This is a genomic window from Streptomyces sp. NPDC054842 (assembly GCF_053611025.1).
The window spans coordinates 52,565-70,224 of the sequence record NZ_JBSGZN010000031.1 but is presented as its reverse complement, the minus strand read 5'-3'; the positions used below and the strand labels follow the sequence as shown (position 1 = coordinate 70,224).

At 71.4% G+C, this 17,660-nt stretch carries 19 protein-coding genes; 15 read left to right on the top strand and 4 right to left on the bottom strand.

Features of this window, described 5'->3' with window-relative positions; genetic code table 11:
• Window positions 1–236: 236 nt before the first annotated feature.
• From ACWGIS_RS23695 to ACWGIS_RS23665, 7 genes are all read left to right on the top strand, one after another.
• The gene (locus ACWGIS_RS23695; protein WP_453364462.1) at window positions 237–1,244 is read left to right on the top strand and encodes an ABC transporter permease; all 1,008 of its coding nucleotides are present in this window, start codon (window positions 237–239) and stop codon (window positions 1,242–1,244) included.
• A 68-nt stretch (window positions 1,245–1,312) separates the two neighbouring features.
• Complete coding sequence (locus ACWGIS_RS23690; protein ID WP_453364461.1) at window positions 1,313–3,097, top strand: ABC transporter substrate-binding protein; 1,785 nt, start codon at window positions 1,313–1,315, stop codon at window positions 3,095–3,097.
• 117 nt (window positions 3,098–3,214) lie between these two features.
• On the top strand, window positions 3,215–4,213 hold the full coding sequence (locus ACWGIS_RS23685) for an ABC transporter permease (protein WP_453364460.1): 999 nt from the start codon (window positions 3,215–3,217) through the stop codon (window positions 4,211–4,213).
• A complete protein-coding gene (locus tag ACWGIS_RS23680; protein ID WP_355793024.1) occupies window positions 4,210–5,307 on the top strand; it encodes an ABC transporter ATP-binding protein in 1,098 nt (365 codons plus the stop codon). The genes ACWGIS_RS23685 and ACWGIS_RS23680 overlap by 4 nt, the downstream gene beginning before the upstream one ends.
• 23 nt (window positions 5,308–5,330) lie before the next feature.
• Window positions 5,331–6,869: a dipeptide ABC transporter ATP-binding protein gene (locus ACWGIS_RS23675; RefSeq protein ID WP_453364459.1), complete on the top strand. Its 1,539-nt coding sequence runs from the start codon at window positions 5,331–5,333 to the stop codon at window positions 6,867–6,869.
• 73 nt (window positions 6,870–6,942) lie between these two features.
• Window positions 6,943–7,605: a trimeric intracellular cation channel family protein gene (locus tag ACWGIS_RS23670; protein ID WP_453364458.1), complete on the top strand. Its 663-nt coding sequence runs from the start codon at window positions 6,943–6,945 to the stop codon at window positions 7,603–7,605.
• Between the two features lie 69 nt (window positions 7,606–7,674).
• Window positions 7,675–8,535, top strand: coding sequence for a thioesterase family protein (locus tag ACWGIS_RS23665; RefSeq protein WP_453364457.1), 861 nt, complete (start codon window positions 7,675–7,677; stop codon window positions 8,533–8,535).
• Window positions 8,536–8,590: 55 nt separating this feature from the next.
• Here the strand turns inward: ACWGIS_RS23665 and ACWGIS_RS23660 are convergent, their stop codons facing one another.
• Window positions 8,591–9,181: a TIGR03086 family metal-binding protein gene (locus tag ACWGIS_RS23660; protein WP_453364456.1), complete on the bottom strand. Its 591-nt coding sequence runs from the start codon at window positions 9,179–9,181 to the stop codon at window positions 8,591–8,593.
• A 114-nt stretch (window positions 9,182–9,295) separates the two neighbouring features.
• Between ACWGIS_RS23660 and ACWGIS_RS23655 the strand changes: the two genes are divergently transcribed.
• Window positions 9,296–10,294 carry a helix-turn-helix transcriptional regulator gene (locus tag ACWGIS_RS23655; RefSeq protein ID WP_453364455.1) on the top strand — a complete coding sequence of 333 codons (999 nt, stop codon included), beginning with the start codon at window positions 9,296–9,298 and terminating at the stop codon, window positions 10,292–10,294.
• Between the two features lie 115 nt (window positions 10,295–10,409).
• Here ACWGIS_RS23655 and ACWGIS_RS23650 read toward each other — a convergent pair whose 3' ends face one another.
• Complete coding sequence (locus ACWGIS_RS23650; RefSeq protein ID WP_453364454.1) at window positions 10,410–11,036, bottom strand: TetR family transcriptional regulator; 627 nt, start codon at window positions 11,034–11,036, stop codon at window positions 10,410–10,412.
• A gap of 226 nt (window positions 11,037–11,262) precedes the next feature.
• On the opposite strand from ACWGIS_RS23650, the gene ACWGIS_RS23645 reads away from it, so the two are divergent.
• The 3 genes from ACWGIS_RS23645 to ACWGIS_RS23635 all read left to right on the top strand — a co-directional run bounded on the left by ACWGIS_RS23645 (window position 11,263) and on the right by ACWGIS_RS23635 (window position 13,007).
• The gene (locus ACWGIS_RS23645; protein ID WP_453364453.1) at window positions 11,263–11,430 is read left to right on the top strand and encodes a hypothetical protein; all 168 of its coding nucleotides are present in this window, start codon (window positions 11,263–11,265) and stop codon (window positions 11,428–11,430) included.
• Between the two features lie 68 nt (window positions 11,431–11,498).
• A complete protein-coding gene (locus ACWGIS_RS23640) occupies window positions 11,499–11,765 on the top strand; it encodes a DUF4190 domain-containing protein (protein ID WP_355789735.1) in 267 nt (88 codons plus the stop codon).
• A 72-nt stretch (window positions 11,766–11,837) separates the two neighbouring features.
• Window positions 11,838–13,007, top strand: a complete 1,170-nt coding sequence (locus ACWGIS_RS23635; RefSeq protein ID WP_453364452.1) for a cysteine desulfurase family protein — start codon at window positions 11,838–11,840, stop codon at window positions 13,005–13,007.
• Between the two features lie 40 nt (window positions 13,008–13,047).
• Here the strand turns inward: ACWGIS_RS23635 and ACWGIS_RS23630 are convergent, their stop codons facing one another.
• Window positions 13,048–13,728: an N-acetylmuramoyl-L-alanine amidase gene (locus tag ACWGIS_RS23630; RefSeq protein ID WP_453364451.1), complete on the bottom strand. Its 681-nt coding sequence runs from the start codon at window positions 13,726–13,728 to the stop codon at window positions 13,048–13,050.
• A gap of 60 nt (window positions 13,729–13,788) precedes the next feature.
• On the opposite strand from ACWGIS_RS23630, the gene mnmA reads away from it, so the two are divergent.
• On the top strand, window positions 13,789–14,916 hold the full coding sequence (mnmA, locus tag ACWGIS_RS23625; protein ID WP_453364450.1) for a tRNA 2-thiouridine(34) synthase MnmA: 1,128 nt from the start codon (window positions 13,789–13,791) through the stop codon (window positions 14,914–14,916).
• Window positions 14,917–14,986: 70 nt separating this feature from the next.
• On the opposite strand, the gene ACWGIS_RS23620 is transcribed toward mnmA, so the two are convergent.
• A complete protein-coding gene (locus ACWGIS_RS23620; RefSeq protein WP_453364449.1) occupies window positions 14,987–15,310 on the bottom strand; it encodes a DUF427 domain-containing protein in 324 nt (107 codons plus the stop codon).
• Window positions 15,311–15,361: 51 nt separating this feature from the next.
• On the opposite strand from ACWGIS_RS23620, the gene ACWGIS_RS23615 reads away from it, so the two are divergent.
• From ACWGIS_RS23615 to ACWGIS_RS23605, 3 genes are read left to right on the top strand one after another with little or no spacing between them, the layout of a single operon-like run.
• Window positions 15,362–15,901 (top strand): LOG family protein, encoded by a 540-nt coding sequence (locus tag ACWGIS_RS23615; RefSeq protein WP_453364448.1) that lies wholly within the window; start codon window positions 15,362–15,364, stop codon window positions 15,899–15,901.
• A gap of 7 nt (window positions 15,902–15,908) precedes the next feature.
• A complete protein-coding gene (locus tag ACWGIS_RS23610; RefSeq protein ID WP_453364447.1) occupies window positions 15,909–16,607 on the top strand; it encodes an SDR family oxidoreductase in 699 nt (232 codons plus the stop codon).
• A 33-nt stretch (window positions 16,608–16,640) separates the two neighbouring features.
• The gene (locus tag ACWGIS_RS23605) at window positions 16,641–17,648 is read left to right on the top strand and encodes a methionine synthase (protein ID WP_453364446.1); all 1,008 of its coding nucleotides are present in this window, start codon (window positions 16,641–16,643) and stop codon (window positions 17,646–17,648) included.
• Window positions 17,649–17,660 lie beyond the last annotated feature (12 nt).

Sequence of the window (17,660 nt, the reverse complement as noted above, 5' to 3'; positions counted from 1 at the left end):
CCTTGCGGCCCAATTGCCCCCTGTCCGACCCCCGTTACCCGCCGTCCGGATAACGGAACCCCCCAGAGCGCATCACGTTTAGGCATCCATTCACCGCCAAGTCTGGCAACAGATCGCCGAGGCGTTGAAGACTCCCGGTCCAGGGGTGTTCGCCCCTTTGTACGACGGACTGATCATGCCGCTACCAGCGGCACGTGTGGGCCGGCTACCGCCGGTTGAGAGGGGTCCCTGCCACGATGACGGCACCATTGCACGAGCCGACCGCTGAAGCGGCCCCGAGCGCGGCCGAGGAAGCGGCGGTTGTCAGCGCCGATCCGAAGGCGGTTCAAGGACGCTCCCTCGGCCGGATCGCCTGGGAGCGCCTCAAGCGGGACAAGCTGGCCCTCACGGGCGGTGTCGTCGTGCTCGTGCTGATCGTGATCGCGATCCTCGCCCCGGTGATCGCCAACCTGGTCGGCCAGGATCCCGAGTCGCACCACGAGGACCTGATCGACCCGCTGTTCTCCACGCCGACCGGATCCCTCGGCGGCATCAGCGGCGACCACCTGCTCGGCGTCGAGCCGGTGAGCGGCCGCGACATCTTCGCCCGCATCATCTACGGGGCGCGCATCTCGCTCCTCGTGGGCTTCCTGTCCGCCCTGGTCGCGGTGGTCCTCGGGACCGTCCTCGGCATCCTGGCGGGCTTCTTCGGCGGCTGGGTGGACGCGGCCATCAGCCGCGTGATGGACGGTCTGCTGGCCTTCCCGCAGCTGCTGTTCATCATCGCCCTGGTCTCCGTCATGCCGAACGAGATGCTGGGCCTCACGGGCACCGGCGTGCGCCTGTTCGTCATGATCCTGGTGATCGGCTTCTTCGGCTGGCCCTACGTCGGCCGCGTGGTGCGCGGCCAGACGCTCTCGCTGCGCGAGCGCGAGTACGTGGAGGCGGCGCGGAGCCTGGGCGCCGGGCGGTTCTACATCCTGTTCAAGGAACTGCTGCCCAACCTCATCGCGCCCATCATCGTGTACACGACGATGATGATCCCCACCAACATCCTCACCGAGGCGGCGCTCAGCTTCCTGGGCGTCGGCGTCAAGCCGCCGACGGCCTCCTGGGGACAGATGCTCTCCTCGGCGATCGACTACTACGACTCGGATCCCATGTACATGGTGATCCCCGGTGTGGCGATCTTCATCACCGTGCTCGCCTTCAATCTCTTCGGCGACGGCGTGCGTGACGCGCTCGACCCGAAGGCTTCCCGCTGAACAGCCGTACCCCCGGGGCCTGCGACTCATTCGCAGGCCGCCTACATCATTTCGGAGGATCCGAGATCGTGACTACCCAACGCACCACAGGGCGGCGCAAGCAGGCCGTGGCCGCAGCTGCCGTGGTCGCAGCACTGCTCAGCACGGCTGCGTGCGGCGGCGGCGACGACAGCAACGGCGGCGGCAAGAACGGCGGCGCTGCCGGCTTCAACGCCGGTAACAACAAGGTCGCCAACGCCTCGTCGAAGAAGGGCGGCGAGCTCAAGTTCGCCGGCGCCCAGGACGCCGACTCGTGGGACACCACCCGCGGTTACTACGGCTTCGCGTGGAACTTCATGCGCTACTACAGCCGTACGCTCGTCACGGGCAAGGCCGAGCCCGGCAAGGCCGGTGCCGAGCTCACCCCCGACCTCGCCACGGGTCTCGGCAAGGTCTCCGACGACGGCAAGACCTACACGTACACCCTGCGTGACGGCGTCACCTGGGAGGATGGCAAGCCCATCACCTCCAAGGACGTCAAGTACGGCATCGAGCGCCAGTGGGCGCAGGACGTGCTGTCCGGCGGTCCGGTCTACCTGAAGGACCTCCTGGACCCGAAGGGCGAGTACAAGGGCCCCTACAAGGACAAGTCCAAGGACAAGCTCGGCCTGAAGGCCATCGAGACGCCGGACGACAAGACGATCGTCTTCAAGCTGCCGAAGGCGAACTCGGACTTCGAGGACATCCTCGCGCTCGCCTCGTCCGCGCCGGTGCGCCAGGACAAGGACACCAAGTCCAAGTACGGCCTGCACCCGTTCTCCTCGGGCCCGTACAAGTTCGAGAGCTACACCCCGAACAAGAGCCTGACGCTGGTCCGCAACACCGAGTGGAAGCAGGCCTCGGACCCGATCCGCAAGGCGCTGCCGGACAAGGTCTCGATCAAGTTCTTCACCAACGCCAACGACCTGGACCAGCGCCTGATCGCCGGCGACTACGACCTGGACCTCGCGCAGACCGGTCTGTCGCCGCAGGGCCGCACCACCGCCCTGAAGAAGCACAAGGGCAACCTGGACAACCCGGTCTCCGGCTACATCCGTTACGCGGTCTTCCCGCAGACGGTCAAGCCGTTCGACAACGAGCACTGCCGCAAGGCCGTGATCTACGGCGCCGACCACAAGTCGCTGCAGACCGCGCGCGGTGGCCCGGTCGCCGGCGGTGACATCGGCACCAACATGCTCCCGCCGTCCGTCCCGGGCTCCGAGGGCCAGAAGTACGACCCGTACAACGCCGCCAAGAACGACGGCGCTGCGGACATCACCAAGGCCAAGGAAGAGCTCAAGGCCTGCGGCAAGCCGAACGGCTTCAAGACCACGATCGCGGTCCGCAACAACAAGCCCGTCGAGGTCGCGACCGCCGAGTCCCTCCAGGCGTCGCTGAAGAAGATCGGCATCACCGTCGACATCGAGCAGTTCGACGGCGCCCAGACCACCGGCATCATCGGCAGCCCTTCGAACGTGAAGAAGAAGGGCTTCGGCATCATCATCATGGGCTGGGGTCCGGACTTCCCGACCGTCCAGGGCTTCGGTCTGCCGCTGTGGTCCGGCAAGTACATCCTGGACAGCGGTAACAACAACTTCGCGATGATCGACGACAAGACCATCAACGGTCTGTTCGACGACTACGTGAACGAGCTGGACGAGGCCAAGAAGGTCGAGCTGGCCAAGGAGATCAACCACAAGGTCATGGAGGGCGGTTACTACCTGCCCTTCGTCTTCGAGAAGTTCATCAACTGGCGCTCGAACCGGCTGACCAACGTCTACACGACGGACAACTACAGCGGTCAGTTCGACTTCGTCAACCTCGGCGTGAAGTAATCCCGACCGGCGCACCCGCCATAAGGCACGAAAGGCAGGTGAAGGCCGGAGCGGTGTGAGCCGTGGGCCACCGGAAGACCTCCGGTGGCCCACGGCCCCGCCGTCGGGCCGAGAGCAGTGCTCGCTTACCTCATCAGGCGGCTCTTCGCCGCCGCAGTGATGCTGGTGGTCATCATTCTGGTGGTCTTCGGCATCTTCTTCCTCGTCCCCAAGTGGGCGGGCGTCGACCCGGCCACGATGTTCGTGGGCAAGCAGGCAGACCCCGCCGCCATCGAGGGCGTGCGGGAGAAGCTCGGTCTGGGCGACCCGATCCTCGTCCAGGTGTGGGAGTTCTTCAAGGGCATCTTCGCGGGGCGCACGTACGCGTCCGGCGGTGACGTCACGAACTGCGCCGCGCCGTGCTTCGGTTACTCCTTCCGCAGCGAGCAGGCCATCTGGCCGCAGATCACCGACCGCTTCCCAGTGACCCTGGCCCTCGCGCTCGGTGCTGCTGTCCTGTGGCTGATCTTCGGTGTCGCGGCGGGTGTGCTCTCCGCGCTCAAGCGCGGTTCCCTCTGGGACCGCGGTGCGATGGTCGTCGCCCTCGCCGGCGTCTCGCTCCCCATCTACTTCACCGGTCTGCTGTCGCTGGCGATCTTCAGCTACGGGCTCGGCTGGCTCGATGCCCAGTACGTCCCGCTGGAGGACGGCCTCGGCGGCTGGCTGGGCGGCATGCTCCTTCCGTGGATCACGCTCGCCTTCCTCTACGCGGCGATGTACGCGCGGATCACCCGGGCCACCATGCTGGAGGTCATGGGTGAGGACTACATCCGCACCGCCCGCGCCAAGGGCCTGCGCGAGCCGGTCGTCATCGGCAAGCACGCCATGCGCTCCACGATGACGCCGATCCTGACCATGCTCGGCATGGACCTCGGCGCCCTCATCGGCGGCGCGATCCTCACCGAGACCACGTTCAGCCTCCCCGGTCTCGGCCAGGCGGTGCTGAAGGCGATCAGCGACAAGGACCTGCCCGTCATCCTCGGCGTCACGCTGATCACCTCCCTCGCGGTGATCGTCGCCAACCTCGTCGTGGACATCCTGTACGCCGTGATCGACCCCCGAGTGAGGCTCGCATGACCGACCTCAGCAAGAGCGGAGCCGCGGTCGGCGAGCCTGTCACGGGCTCGCCCGCACCGTCCGCCTTCCTCGAAGTGCGCGACCTGAAGGTCCACTTCCCGACCGACGACGGTCTCGTCAAGTCCGTCGACGGGCTCAGCTTCACGCTGGAGAAGGGCAAGACCCTCGGCATCGTGGGCGAGTCGGGCTCCGGCAAGTCGGTGACCTCGCTCGGCATCATGGGCCTGCACACCGCCGGCCAGTACGGCAAGCGCAAGGCCCAGATCTCCGGCGAGATCTGGCTGAACGGCACGGAACTGCTGTCCGCCGACCCCGACTACGTGCGCAAGCTGCGTGGCCGCGAGATGGCGATGATCTTCCAGGACCCGCTGTCGGCGCTGCACCCGTACTACACGATCGGCCAGCAGATCGTGGAGGCGTACCGGATCCACCACGACGTCGACAAGAAGACCGCGAAGCGCCGCGCCGTCGAGATGCTCGACCGCGTCGGCATCCCGCAGCCGGACAAGCGCGTCGACAGCTACCCGCACGAGTTCTCCGGCGGTATGCGCCAGCGCGCGATGATCGCGATGTCGCTGGTCAACAACCCCGAGCTGCTCATCGCGGACGAGCCGACGACCGCCCTCGACGTCACCGTCCAGGCGCAGATCCTCGACCTCATCCGGGACCTGCAGAAGGAGTTCGGCTCCGCGGTCATCGTCATCACCCACGACCTGGGCGTCGTCGCCGAGCTGTCCGACGACCTCCTGGTGATGTACGGCGGCCGCTGCGTCGAGCGCGGTCCGGCGGAGAAGGTGTTCTACGAGCCCCGGCACCCCTACACCTGGGGTCTGCTCGGCTCGATGCCGCGGCTGGACCGCGAACAGACGGAGCGCCTCATCCCGGTCAAGGGCTCCCCGCCCTCGCTCATCAACATCCCGTCCGGCTGCGCCTTCAACCCGCGCTGCCCGTACGCGGACGTCCCCAAGGACAACGTCACCCGCACGGTCCGCCCCGAGCTGTCCGAGGTCGGCAGCAAGCACTGGGCCGCCTGCCACATGACGCAGGAGCAGCGGGAGCGGATCTGGACCGAAGAGATTGCGCCCAAGCTGTGAGTGAGAACGCAGAGGACAAAGCAGTGAGCATCCCTGCACAGAGCAGTGGCGCGACCCTCGCCCCGGGTGCCGCCCCCGGTGAGACCCTGCTCAAGGTGACCGGCCTCAAGAAGCACTTCCCCATCCGGAAGGGCCTCCTGCAGCGTCAGGTCGGCGCGGTGCGGGCCGTCGACGGCATCGACTTCGAGGTGCGCTCGGGCGAGACCCTGGGCGTCGTGGGCGAGTCGGGCTGCGGCAAGTCGACGATGGGCCGGCTGATCACGCGGCTGCTCGAACCGACCGAGGGCAAGGTCGAGTTCCAGGGCAAGGACATCACGCACCTCGGCGTCGGCGGCATGCGGCCGATGCGCCGTGACGTCCAGATGATCTTCCAGGACCCGTACTCGTCGCTGAACCCCCGGCACACCATCGGCACGATCGTCGGCGCCCCCTTCAAGCTCCAGGGCGTCTCGCCCGAGGGCGGCATCAAGAAGGAGGTCCAGCGGCTGCTGTCGGTCGTGGGTCTCAACCCCGAGCACTACAACCGCTATCCGCACGAGTTCTCCGGCGGCCAGCGCCAGCGCATCGGCATCGCCCGCGCGCTCGCGCTCAACCCGAAGCTGGTCGTGGCGGACGAGCCGGTCTCGGCGCTCGACGTGTCGATCCAGGCGCAGGTCGTCAACCTGCTGGACGACCTCCAGCAGGAGCTCGGCCTGACGTACGTGATCATCGCGCACGACCTCTCGGTGGTGCGGCACGTCTCGGACCGCATCGCGGTGATGTACCTCGGCAAGATCGTCGAGCTGGCGGACCGGGACTCGCTCTACAAGGCGCCGATGCACCCGTACACCAAGGCGCTGATGTCGGCCGTGCCGATCCCGGACCCGGCCCGGCGCAACGCCAAGAGCGAGCGCATCCTGCTCAAGGGCGACGTGCCCTCGCCGATCGCCCCGCCGAGCGGCTGCCGCTTCCACACGCGGTGCTGGAAGGCGACGGAGATCTGCAAGACGACCGAGCCGCCGCTCCTGGAGCTGAAGCCCGGCCAGCAGGTCGCCTGCCACCACCCGGAGAACGCCGAGGACCAGGCGCCGCAGGACACCGTGCTGCTGTCGGTGGCGCGGGAGGCGGTCGAGCTGGTGCCGGACGCGGTGCTGGCGGAGACGTCCGCGGTGGCGGTGCAGGCGTCCCTCAAGGAGGCCGACGCGGCGCCGGCGGCCACCGAGGAGCCGGCCGTCGCCGAGACGCCCGCCGAGGACACCCCGGCCGCGACCCCCGTCGCCTCCGCCGAGGAGCCCGTGACGGCGGAGCCCGTCGTCACGGCGCCCGAGACGGCTGAGCCCGCTGAGGCCCCCGCTGCCACGGAGGCCGCGAAGCCCGGGGCGGCGGAGTCCGTGGCCGCCGAGCCGGTGACCTCGGAGCCCGAGGCCGCCGAGCCCGCGGTCGCGAAGCCGGCTGCTGCCGAGCCCGCTGCTGCGGAGCCCGCGGTCGCCGAGTCCGAGGCCGCCGAGGCCGCCGAGCCCGACGCGGGGAAGCCCGCGGCCGGGAAGGCGGACGGCGCCGGGGACGCTCCCGTCAAGGAGTAGGCCCGCATGTGACCAGGGAGGGGAGGACGCGGGCGCGTTCTCCTCTCCTCGGCGTGGCGGGTAAGAATGTCGGGTGCTCCTGCAACTGTTCAGTCCCTCCGTCCAGCACACCCTCGACCTGGTCGGCATCTTCGTCTTCGCCATCTCGGGCGCGCTGCTGGCCGTCCGGAAGAACTTCGACGTCTTCGGCATCGCCGTGCTCGCCGAGGTCACCGCGCTGGGCGGCGGGCTGTTCCGGGACCTGATCATCGGAGCCGTACCGCCGGCCGCCTTCACGGACCTGGGGTACTTCATCACCCCGCTGCTGGCCGCGCTGCTCGTCTTCTTCCTCCACCCCCAGGTGGAACGCATCCAGGTCGGCGTGAACGTCTTCGACGCGGCCGGCCTCGGCCTCTTCTGCGTCGCCGGCACCACGAAGGCGTACACCTACGGCCTCGGCCTCACCGCGTCGGCGGCGCTGGGCCTGGCCACGGCGGTGGGCGGCGGCGTGCTGCGCGACGTGCTGGCCAACGAGGTGCCGTCGCTGCTGCGCTGGGACCGCGACCTGTACGCGGTGCCCGCCATCGTCGGTGCCGCGATGGTGGCCCTGTGCATCCGCTACGACGCGCTCTCGCCGTTCACCAGCGGGCTGGCCGTGGTGACCGCCTTCGTGCTGCGGCTGCTCGCGATGCGCTTCCACTGGCGGGCGCCGCGCGCCTGGAACCGGCGCTCGACCGTGCAGGAGACGGACGCGTGAGCGCGGTGTTCACGGGATCGCAACGCAGAAAAGCTACTGCTTAGTAATCTCTTGTTGTACCGTTCAGGCATGTCTGAAGCAGCTTCCGTACAGGCCACGCGGGCCACGGTCGGCGACAGCGAGTTCGACCGGGACACCGCGGTCACCCTGCGCGAACCCGGCGTCTACGACATCGACCTGTCCGCCGGGTGGACGATCATCAGCGCCGTCAACGGCGGTTACCTGCTGGCCGTCCTGGGCCGCGCGCTCGGCGACGCCCTGCCGCACTCCGACCCGTTCACGATCTCCGCGCACTACCTGACCGCGTCCCAGCCGGGCCCCGCGGTCGTCCGCACGGACGTCGTGCGCACCGGCCGCACCCTGTCGACCGGCCAGGCCTCGCTCTTCCAGTACGACGAGGAGGGGCGCGAGGTCGAGCGGATCCGCGTGCTCGCGTCGTACGGCGACCTCGGCGCCCTGCCCGACGACGTCCGCACGACGGCCAGGCCGCCCGCCATCCCGCCCATGGAGCAGTGCTTCGGGCCGCAGGACGGACCGGCGCCCGTCCCCGGCAGCTCCGCCATCACCGACCGGCTGATGCTCAAGCTCGACCCCGCCACGCTCGGCTGGGCCCTGGGCTCGCCGTCCGGCAAGGGCGAGATGCGGTCCTGGTTCGGTCTCGCCGACGGCCGCGACCACGACCCGCTCTCGCTGCTCCTCGCGGTCGACGCGCTGCCGCCGACCGCCTTCGAGCTGGGCCTGTCCGGCTGGGTGCCGACGGTCGAACTGACGGTGCACGTGCGGAGCCGCCCGGCCCCGGGACCGCTGCGGGTCTCCATCACCACCCGCAACCTCGCCGGCGGCTTCCTGGAGGAGGACGCCGAGGTGTGGGACAGCGCGGACCGGCTGGTCGCGCAGTCCCGCCAGCTCGCGCGCGTCCGGCTCGGCTGAACTCCCGGCGCGGGGGCCCGCCGTCCACCGGTGAGCCCCCGCGCGATACCGCCGGTCACACGGTGACCAGCGGGCGGCGCCCCAGCCAGGACGCCAACTCCCCGTACACGTCGGCTCCTTCGGGGGCCGGCACCGCGGAGGCGAAGTGACCGCCCTCCTCGCGCCGCGCCTCGGGCAGCACCGCCCGGGCCACGGCGAGCGCGAACCGGGCCGGTTCCGGGTCCAGTCCGAGCGGTGAGCCGAGCGCCTCCGCGAGGTCCCAGGTGTGGGTGACCGCCTCCATGACGTAGCCGGCCAGGGCGGCGCGGCCGGGCACCTCGCCCCACGGCACCCGGACCAGGGCGTCGAGGCGGGCGTCGTCCGCCCAGTCCCGCCGCACCCGCTCCCGCGCCTCGTCGTACGCGCCCGCCCAGCCGTCGTCGGGAACGCCCTCGGCGTACGGGGCCACGGCGAGTCCGTCGCCGCCCGCGCCGATCACCGCGATCCGCCGGGTGCCGCCCACGATGTGCGAGAGCAGCCTGCGCACGTCGTACTCGGCGCACGGGGTGGGTCCGTCCAGCTGCCCGGGACGGACGGTCCCGACGAGGGCCGCGAGCTGCTCGGCGGCGCGCCGGTACAGGGGGCGGGGGTCGGTCATGGCGTTCATCTCGGACCTCTTCTTCCGTTCACCGCGAGTCGGTGTGCCCCCAGGCTCCCGGCATAACCTGACAGTTTCCGTCAGCATTTGCGGAGCGTCCGGCGGGCGCGGAATGCTGGGCCCGTGAAGTCCGGCCGCCTGCTCTCGATCCTCCTGCTGCTGCAGACCCGCGGCCGGGTGCCCGCGCACGAACTCGCCCGCCGGCTGGAGGTGTCGGTGCGCACCGTCTACCGGGACGTCGAGGCGCTGTCGGCCTCCGGCGTCCCCGTGTACGCGGAGCGCGGACGGCACGGCGGCATCGAGCTGCTCGCCGGCTTCCGTACGGACGTCACCGGGCTCACCGCCGACGAGTCCCGCGCCCTGTTCATCCTGGCCGCCCAGGGGGCGCACGCCGCGCTCGGCCTGGACGCCGCGCTCGCCTCGGCCCTGCGCAAGGTGATGGCGGCGCTGCCCGCTCCGCACCGGCCGGCGGCCGAGGCCACCAGCCGCCGCGTCCTCGTCGACGCGACCCGCTGGAAGGGCGGACCGCGGCCCGCCGTCGACCTGGAGGTGCTGCAGGACGCCGTGTTCGCCGACCGCCGGTTGCGGCTGCGCTACCGCCACAGCGGGCGGAGCGAGCCGAGCCGGTACACCGTCGACCCCTACGGTCTCGTGTCGAAGGCCGGCGTCTGGTACCTCGTCGCCGACCGGCGCGGCGGGCCGCAGCTCTTCCGCGCGGACCGGGTGCGCTCGGCCACGCTCCTCGCGGAGCCGGTCAGGCGCCGTCCGGGCGTCGAACTCGCCGACGCCTGGGAGGTGTTGCGCCGCCAGGTCGAGGAGCGGCCCGGCGGCGTCGACGTCACGGTCCGGGTGCCGCGCTCGCGCCTCGACATGTTCCTGCGCCTGAACGCCGCCGCGCTGGGGGAACTGCCGGAGGACGACGGGGAGAGCGAGTGGGTGACGGCCCGGCTGTCGTACGGAGTCGTCCAGGAGGCCCGCTCCCTCCTCGCCTTCGCCGACCGGATCGAGGTGCTGTCACCGCCCGAGGTCCGCGCGGAACTGGCCGCGGTGGCGGCGGCCGTCACACAGCTGTACGGGACCCCCGACGGGCAGGCGGGGGAAGGGCCGGCGGCCGCGGGCTGATCCCCGGAGGCGGGCGGGGGAGCGGCGGTGGCGAGCAGGCGGCCGGGGTCGATCCGGGCCCCGGGGAGGAGGGGAGCACGCCCGAGGAACGGGAAAGGCCCGCCGGTCGTCCCGGCTAGCCCAGCCAGTGGCGGCGGCCGATGCTGATCAGCCGCATCTGACGGGTCGCGAGGCGTGCCACCCGGTCCCGTTCCTCCTCGGGGGCGTCGAGCGCCTCCAGGAAGAGCGAGGCCGTCATCAGCATCTGGTCGACGTACAGCGCCGCCAGCATCAGGAGGTCGTCGTCGCTCCAGCCCGCGGACTCCGGGTGCTTGGCCAGCTCGGCCCGCACCTCGTCGGCGAAACGGGCCAGTTGGCCGCTGATGGCCTCCCGCACCGGCTGCACGCCGCCGTGCCGCTCGCGCGCGATGAAGCGGACGTGCGCCGGGAACGTCTCCACGTGACGGGCGATCAGACCGACGGCCCGCGCTATGCGTTCGTCGCTGTCACCCGCCGCGGACACGGTGTGCCCGATCATCGGGTGCAGGCTGCCCAGCGCCTCCTCGACCAGTGCCACACCGAGGTCGGCCGTGGAGCGGAAGTGCCGGTAGAACGCGGTCGGGGCGACTCCGACCGCGCGGGTGACCTCGCGCAGCCCCAGGCTGCTCAGGCTCTGCTCCTCCAGCAGGCCCAGCGCCGCGTCCAGGAGCGCCTGGCGGGTCTTCTGCTTCTGCGCCTGCCGGATGCCGAGGGTGTGACTCATGCCATGCAGTTAACAACTGTTCTCCGGAATTGAAAAGCCGCCGGACGCGCTAGACTCATAAGTCAGTGAACAACTGTTACTACAACTGTTCACTGGAGCGTCAAGTCACTGAAACATCCGGGGTGTTGAAAGGGGGACGGAACGCGGGCGATCGACGCGAACCGAACCTTCCGGACGAACGAACGGACGGGGACCCGACGCTCCAGGACCTCACGAGAGGAACGTCATGCTGATCCTGGTCGCAGCCCTTCTGCTGCTGGGTGTCGTCATGGGCTCCGTGGCCCACGCGCCGCTGCCCCTCACCCTCGTCGCCGCCGCCGTCATCGGCCTCTGGCTGGCCGTCTTCGCGGTGCGCGAGCGGCACGCCCGCAAGCGCCGCACCACCGCCCACTGACGGACGCGCCGCCCCTGACCGCGCGCGTCCCGCCTCCGCCCACCGACCGCCGGGAGCTGAACCCGATCATGGAACTCACCGCATCTCCGACCCGCCGGACCGGCATCCGGGACACCGACGGCATGGCCGTCGCCTCCTTCGTCCTCGGACTCCTCGGCCTGCTCGTCCTGAACCTCTTCCTGGGCCCGATCGCCATCGTCCTGGCCTCCGTCGCCCTGTGGCGCGGCACCGAGCGCAAGGGCCGCGCCCTCCTCGGACTGGGCCTCGGTGTCGCCGACCTGGTCGTCCTGCTGGCCTTCATGCAGGCCGACAACACGGTGTCCTGGAGCTTCTGACGCCCGCCGGGACGAGCGGAGGGCCACGCGGGCCGAGGCGCCGGACGGCGGGCCCGTAGAATCGGGCCCACCATGGCTTACCTCGACCACGCCGCGACCACCCCGATGCTTCCCGAGGCGGCGGAGGCCCTGACCGCCCAGCTCGGCATCACGGGCAACGCCTCCTCCCTGCACGCCGCCGGCCGCCGCGCCCGGCGGACGGTCGAGGAATCCCGCGAGACCCTGGCGGACGCCCTCGGCGCGCGCCCCAGCGAGGTGGTCCTCACCTCCGGCGGCACCGAGGCCGACAACCTTGCCGTCAAGGGCCTGTACTGGGCCCGCCGCGACGCCGACCCCGCCCGCACCCGGGTCCTCGCGAGCCCCGTCGAGCACCACGCCGTCCTCGACGCCGTGGACTGGCTCGGCGAGCACGAGGGCGCCACCGTCGAGTACCTGCCGGTCGACGCGCACGGACGCGTCCACCCCGAGGCACTGCGCGAGGCCATCGCCCGCGACCCCGGCACTGTCGCGCTCGCCACGGTCATGTGGGCCAACAACGAGATCGGGACCCTCATGCCGGTCCGCGAACTCGCCGACGTGGCCGCCGAGTTCGACGTCCCGCTGCACGCCGACGCCGTCCAGGCGTTCGGGCAGGTGCCCGTCGACTTCGGCGCTTCCGGGCTCGCCGCGATGACGGTGTCGGGCCACAAGATCGGCGGCCCGTACGGCATCGGCGCACTGCTCCTGGGCCGCGAGTACACCCCGGTGCCCGTCCTGCACGGCGGCGGCCAGGAGCGGCACGTGCGCTCCGGGACCCTCGACGTGCCCGCCGTCGCCTCGTTCGCCGTCGCCGGACGGCTGGCCGCCGAGCAGCGCGAATGGTTCGCCCGGGAGATCGGCGCGCTGCGCGACGACCTGGTGAGCGCCGTGCGCGAGGCCGTGCCCGACGCGCTGCTCGGCGGCGACCCCGACCCCTCCGGACGGCTGCCGGCCAACGCGCACTTCACCTTCCCGGGCTGCGAGGGCGACTCCCTCCTGCTGCTGCTCGACGCCCAGGGCATCGAGTGCTCGACCGGGTCCGCCTGCACGGCGGGCGTCGCCCAGCCCAGCCACGTCCTCCTGGCCACCGGCGCCGACCCCGAACTGGCCCGCGGCACCCTGCGCTTCTCCCTCGGCCACACCTCCACGGAGGCGGACGTCGAGGCACTGGCCCGCGCGATCGGCCCGGCGGTGGAACGCGCCCGCACGGCGGGCCTCACCTAGGTTCTGCCCCGCCGCCGTACCGGTGCCGTGCCGATGCGCGTCAGGCAGGCGTCGTGCTCGCGCGCCGCACCAGCCGTATGTACCGGTCCCAGTCCCAGTGCGGGCCGGGGTCCGTGTGGTCCGTGCCGGGGACCTCGACGTGCCCGATCAGGTGCTCCCGGTCCACGGGTATCCCGTACCGCGCGCAGATCCCGGCCGCCAGCCGCGCCGAGGAGGCGTACATCGCGTCGGTGAAGGACGCGGGGCGGTCGACGAAGCCCTCGTGCTCGATGCCGACGCTGCGTTCGTTGTACTCGCGGTTGCCCGCGTGGAAGGCGACGTCCAGCTCGCGGATCATCTGCGTGACGTGCCCGTCCCTGCGCACGATGTAGTGGGCGGCCGCCCCGTGCCCCGGGTCCTGGAAGACCTTCACGGCGTCCCGGAAACTGCCCTGGGTGACGTGGACGACGACCCGGTCTATGCCGTAGTCGTCGGGGCGGTCCGCGCGCCGCCAGTTCGCCGGGGACGCCGCCACCCAGCGGGCTCCCGCGAAGTCCACCGCTCCCGCCTCGCGCGGCTTCTCCACCCCGGGCAGCCGCCACCACAGGTGCGTCAGCTCGTCCCGGGCCAGCGCGACACTGCCCACCGCCGCCGCCGTGCCGCCGATGAGCAGTGCCCGGCGGCCGAGGCGCCGGTCTCCGTCCGCGCGGCCCCCGCCGGGCGCGCCCTTCGTCTCCCCCATGCGCTGCTCAACGGATATGCGGGGGCTCCGGTTCCCGGCGCCCCGTACTCTGGAGGGGCTATGACTGAGACCCCGCAGCGCACCCGCCCCCTTCGCGTACTCGCCGCCATGTCCGGCGGTGTCGACTCCGCCGTCGCCGCCGCCCGCGCCGCCGAGGCCGGGCACGACGTCACCGGAGTGCACCTCGCCCTCTCGGCGAACCCCCAGTCCTTCCGGACGGGCGCGCGCGGCTGTTGCACCATCGAGGACTCCCGCGACGCCCGCCGCGCCGCCGACGTCATCGGCATCCCCTTCTACGTGTGGGACCTCGCCGAGCGCTTCCGCGAGGACGTCGTGGAGGACTTCGTCGCCGAGTACGAGGCCGGGCGCACCCCGAACCCCTGCCTGCGCTGCAACGAGAAGATCAAGTTCGCGGCGCTCCTCGACAAGGCGCTCGCCCTCGGCTTCGACGCCGTCTGCACCGGCCACTACGCCCAGGTGATCGTCCGCGAGGACGGTACCCGCGAGCTGCACCGCGCCTCCGACATGGCCAAGGACCAGTCGTACGTCCTCGGGGTGCTCGACGACCGCCAGCTCGCGCACGCGCTGTTCCCGCTCGGCGACACCGTCACGACGAAGAACGAGATCCGCGCCGAGGCGGAGCGCCGCGGCCTCGCGGTCGCCAAGAAGCCCGACTCGCACGACATCTGCTTCATCGCCGACGGCGACACCCAGGGCTTCCTCGCCGGCCGCCTCGGCCGGGCCGAGGGTGACATCGTCGACGAGTCCGGCGCCAAGCTCGGCACGCACGAGGGCGCGTACGGATTCACCATCGGCCAGCGCAAGGGCCTGCGCATCGGCACCCCGGCAGCCGACGGCAAGCCGCGCTACGTGCTGGACATCTCACCGGTCAACAACACGGTCACGGTCGGTCCCGCGGACGCCCTGGACGTCACCGCGCTGACCGCGATCAAGCCCCGCTGGTGCGGCGCCGCGCCCTCCGGCCCCGGCACGTACACCGCGCAGCTGCGCGCCCACGGCGGAGAGACCGAGGTGGCCGCCGAGCTGGTCGACGGCTCCCTGGAGGTCACGTTCACCGAGCCCGTCCGCGGCGTCGCGCCCGGCCAGGCGATCGTCCTGTACGACGGCACGCGCGTGGTCGGCTCGGCGACGATCGCGACGACCACGCGCGCGAAGGCCGCCGTCTAGGGCACGTCCGGCCCCATGGTCGCCGGCCGTCCGCGGACCGACCCGCGGGCGGCCGGCTCCTCACCGGCGCTCAGACGACCTCCACCTCGTAGAAGCACAGGTGGTCCTTGATCCGCGCCACGTCCGGCTTGGGATCGGGATACGCCCACACCAGGTCGGGCGCGTCGGGCAGCGACCAGTAGGAGGCCGTGCCCTTGAACGGGCAGTACGTGTGGGTCTCCGAGGGCGTCAGCAGGTCGAGACGGACGTCCTCCGGCGGCAGGTAGTAGCGCACGGGACAGCCGGTCTCGCGCAGCAGCAGTGGCCGCTCGGTCTCCGCCAGTACCCGGCCGCCGTGCACGACGCGTACGCGTTCGGTGCCTTGCTCGATCGTGATCGTGTGTCCTTCAGCCATATCCGGACAGCACCGGCGGGCCCGCGCTTCTTCCCCTCGTACGGTGGACGCATGAACATCTGTGTCTTCCTCTCCGCCGCCGACCTCGACGACCGCTACACCCGGCCCGCCCGCGAGTTCGCGGAACTGCTCGGCAAGGGCGGCCACACCCTGGTGTGGGGCGGCTCCGACGTCGGACTGATGAAGGTGGTCGCCGACGGCGTGCAGCAGGCCGGCGGACGGCTGCTGGGCGTCTCCGTCGACTTCCTGTCGGCCAAGGCCCGCAAGGGCGCCGACGAGATGGTCGTCGCCCGCGACCTCGCCGAGCGCAAGGCGCTCCTCCTCGGCAAGGCCGACGCCGTAGTGATCATGGTCGGCGGCACCGGGACCCTCGACGAGGCCACCGAGATCCTGGAGATGAAGAAGCACGGCATGACCGAGATGCCGGTGGTCCTGCTCAACACCGCGGGCTTCTACGACGGCCTCAAGGAGCAGTTCCGGCGCATGGACGACGAGGGCTTCCTGCCCCGGCCCCTCACCGACCTGGTCTTCTTCGCCGAGGAGCCGGTCGGCGCGCTGGCCTACCTCGAGGAGAGCCACGGCACCCGGTGATGCGAGCATGGCGGGCATGGCTACACATGTGATCACCGGGGCCGGTTCCGGCATCGGCGCCGCCGTCGCGCGCCGCCTGCACGCGCGCGGGGACGAACTCGTGCTGCACGCGCGCGACGCGGGCCGCGCGAAGGAGCTGGCCGGGGAGTACCCCGGCTCGCGCACCCTGGTCGGCGACCTCGCGGACCCCGACAAGCTCTCCTGGGCGTTCTCCCACCAGTCGCTGCCCGACCGGATCGACTCGCTCCTGCACATCGCGGGCGTGGTCGACCTCGGTCCGGTCGGCGAGCTGACGCCCAAGACCTGGCGCCACCAGCTCAACGTCAACCTGATCGCCCCGGCCGAACTCACCCGCCACTTCCTGCCCCAGCTGCGCCTCGCCCAGGGGCACGTGGTGTTCGTCAACTCCGGTGCCGGACTCAGCGCCCACGCCGACTGGTCCGCTTACGCCGCCTCCAAGCACGGCCTGAAGGCGCTGGCGGACTCCCTGCGCCACGAGGAGCACGCCAACGGCGTCCGCGTCACCTCCGTGTACCCCGGCCGCACCGCGAGCCCGATGCAGGCCAAGGTGCACCAGCAGGAGGGCAGGCCCTACGAGGCGTCCCGCTGGATCGACCCCGAGTCGGTCGCCACGACCGTGCTGCTGGCCCTGGACCTGCCGCGGGACGCCGAGATCAACGACCTGACGGTACGACCGGGCCGCTGACCTGGCGGCGGAGGGATTCCGTAGGCTGCCGGGGTGAGCGAAAACAGCGTGTTCAGGTTCGGGCCGGCGACCGGCGTCGGATCCATGCCGGGCGGCGACGCCCGGGAGGCCGCCAAGACCGTCGTCGGATCGTTCGAGGACTTCCCGTTCCTGCCCGAACTCCCCGCGCGCGGACCCGGGGCCGACATGATCGGCCGGACCGCCGGCCTGCTCGTCGAGCTGTACGCGCGCGTGGAGCCCAGCGGCTGGCGGCTCGGCGACCGGCCCGGACGGGACACCCGGCGGGCCCGGTCCTGGCTCGGCGAGGACCTGGACGCCTTCGAGGAGTTCACCCAGGGCTACGAGGGCCCGCTCAAGGTGCAGGCGGTCGGCCCCTGGACGCTGGCCGCCGCACTGGAGCTGCGCAACGGCGAGGTGGCGCTCTCCGACCCGGGCGCCTGCCGGGACCTCGCCGGATCGCTCGCGGAGGGGCTGCGGACGCACCTCGCCGAGGTGCGGCGGCGGGTACCGGGCGCCGACGTCGTCCTCCAGCTCGACGAGCCCTCCCTCATGTCCGTGCTGCGCGGCCAGGTCAGGAGCGCCAGCGGATACCGCACCCACCGCGCCGTCGACCGGCAGGTGATCGAGTCCACGCTGCGGGACGTCGTCGGCGTGCACGGCGGGGGACCGGTCGTCGTGCACTCGTGCGCGCCCGACGTGCCGTTCGCGCTGCTGCGCCGGGCGGGCGCCGCGGCGATCTCCTTCGACTTCTCGCTCCTCACCGAGCGTGACGACGACGCGATCGGGGAAGCGGTGGAGGGGGGCACCCGGCTGTTCGCGGGTGTCGTGCCCGGCACGGACGCCCCATTGTCAGACCCTGCCGGTAGCGTCATGGGTGTCAGGACGCTGTGGCGCAGGCTGGGACTGAATCCGGGACTTCTCGCGGAGGCGGTCACGCTCACTCCGTCGTGCGGGCTCGCGGGGGCCTCCCCCGACTACGCGCGCACGGCGCTCGCCCACTGCGCCCGGGCGGCGAGATCCCTCGCGGACAACCCTGAGTAACGGGAGGACGAC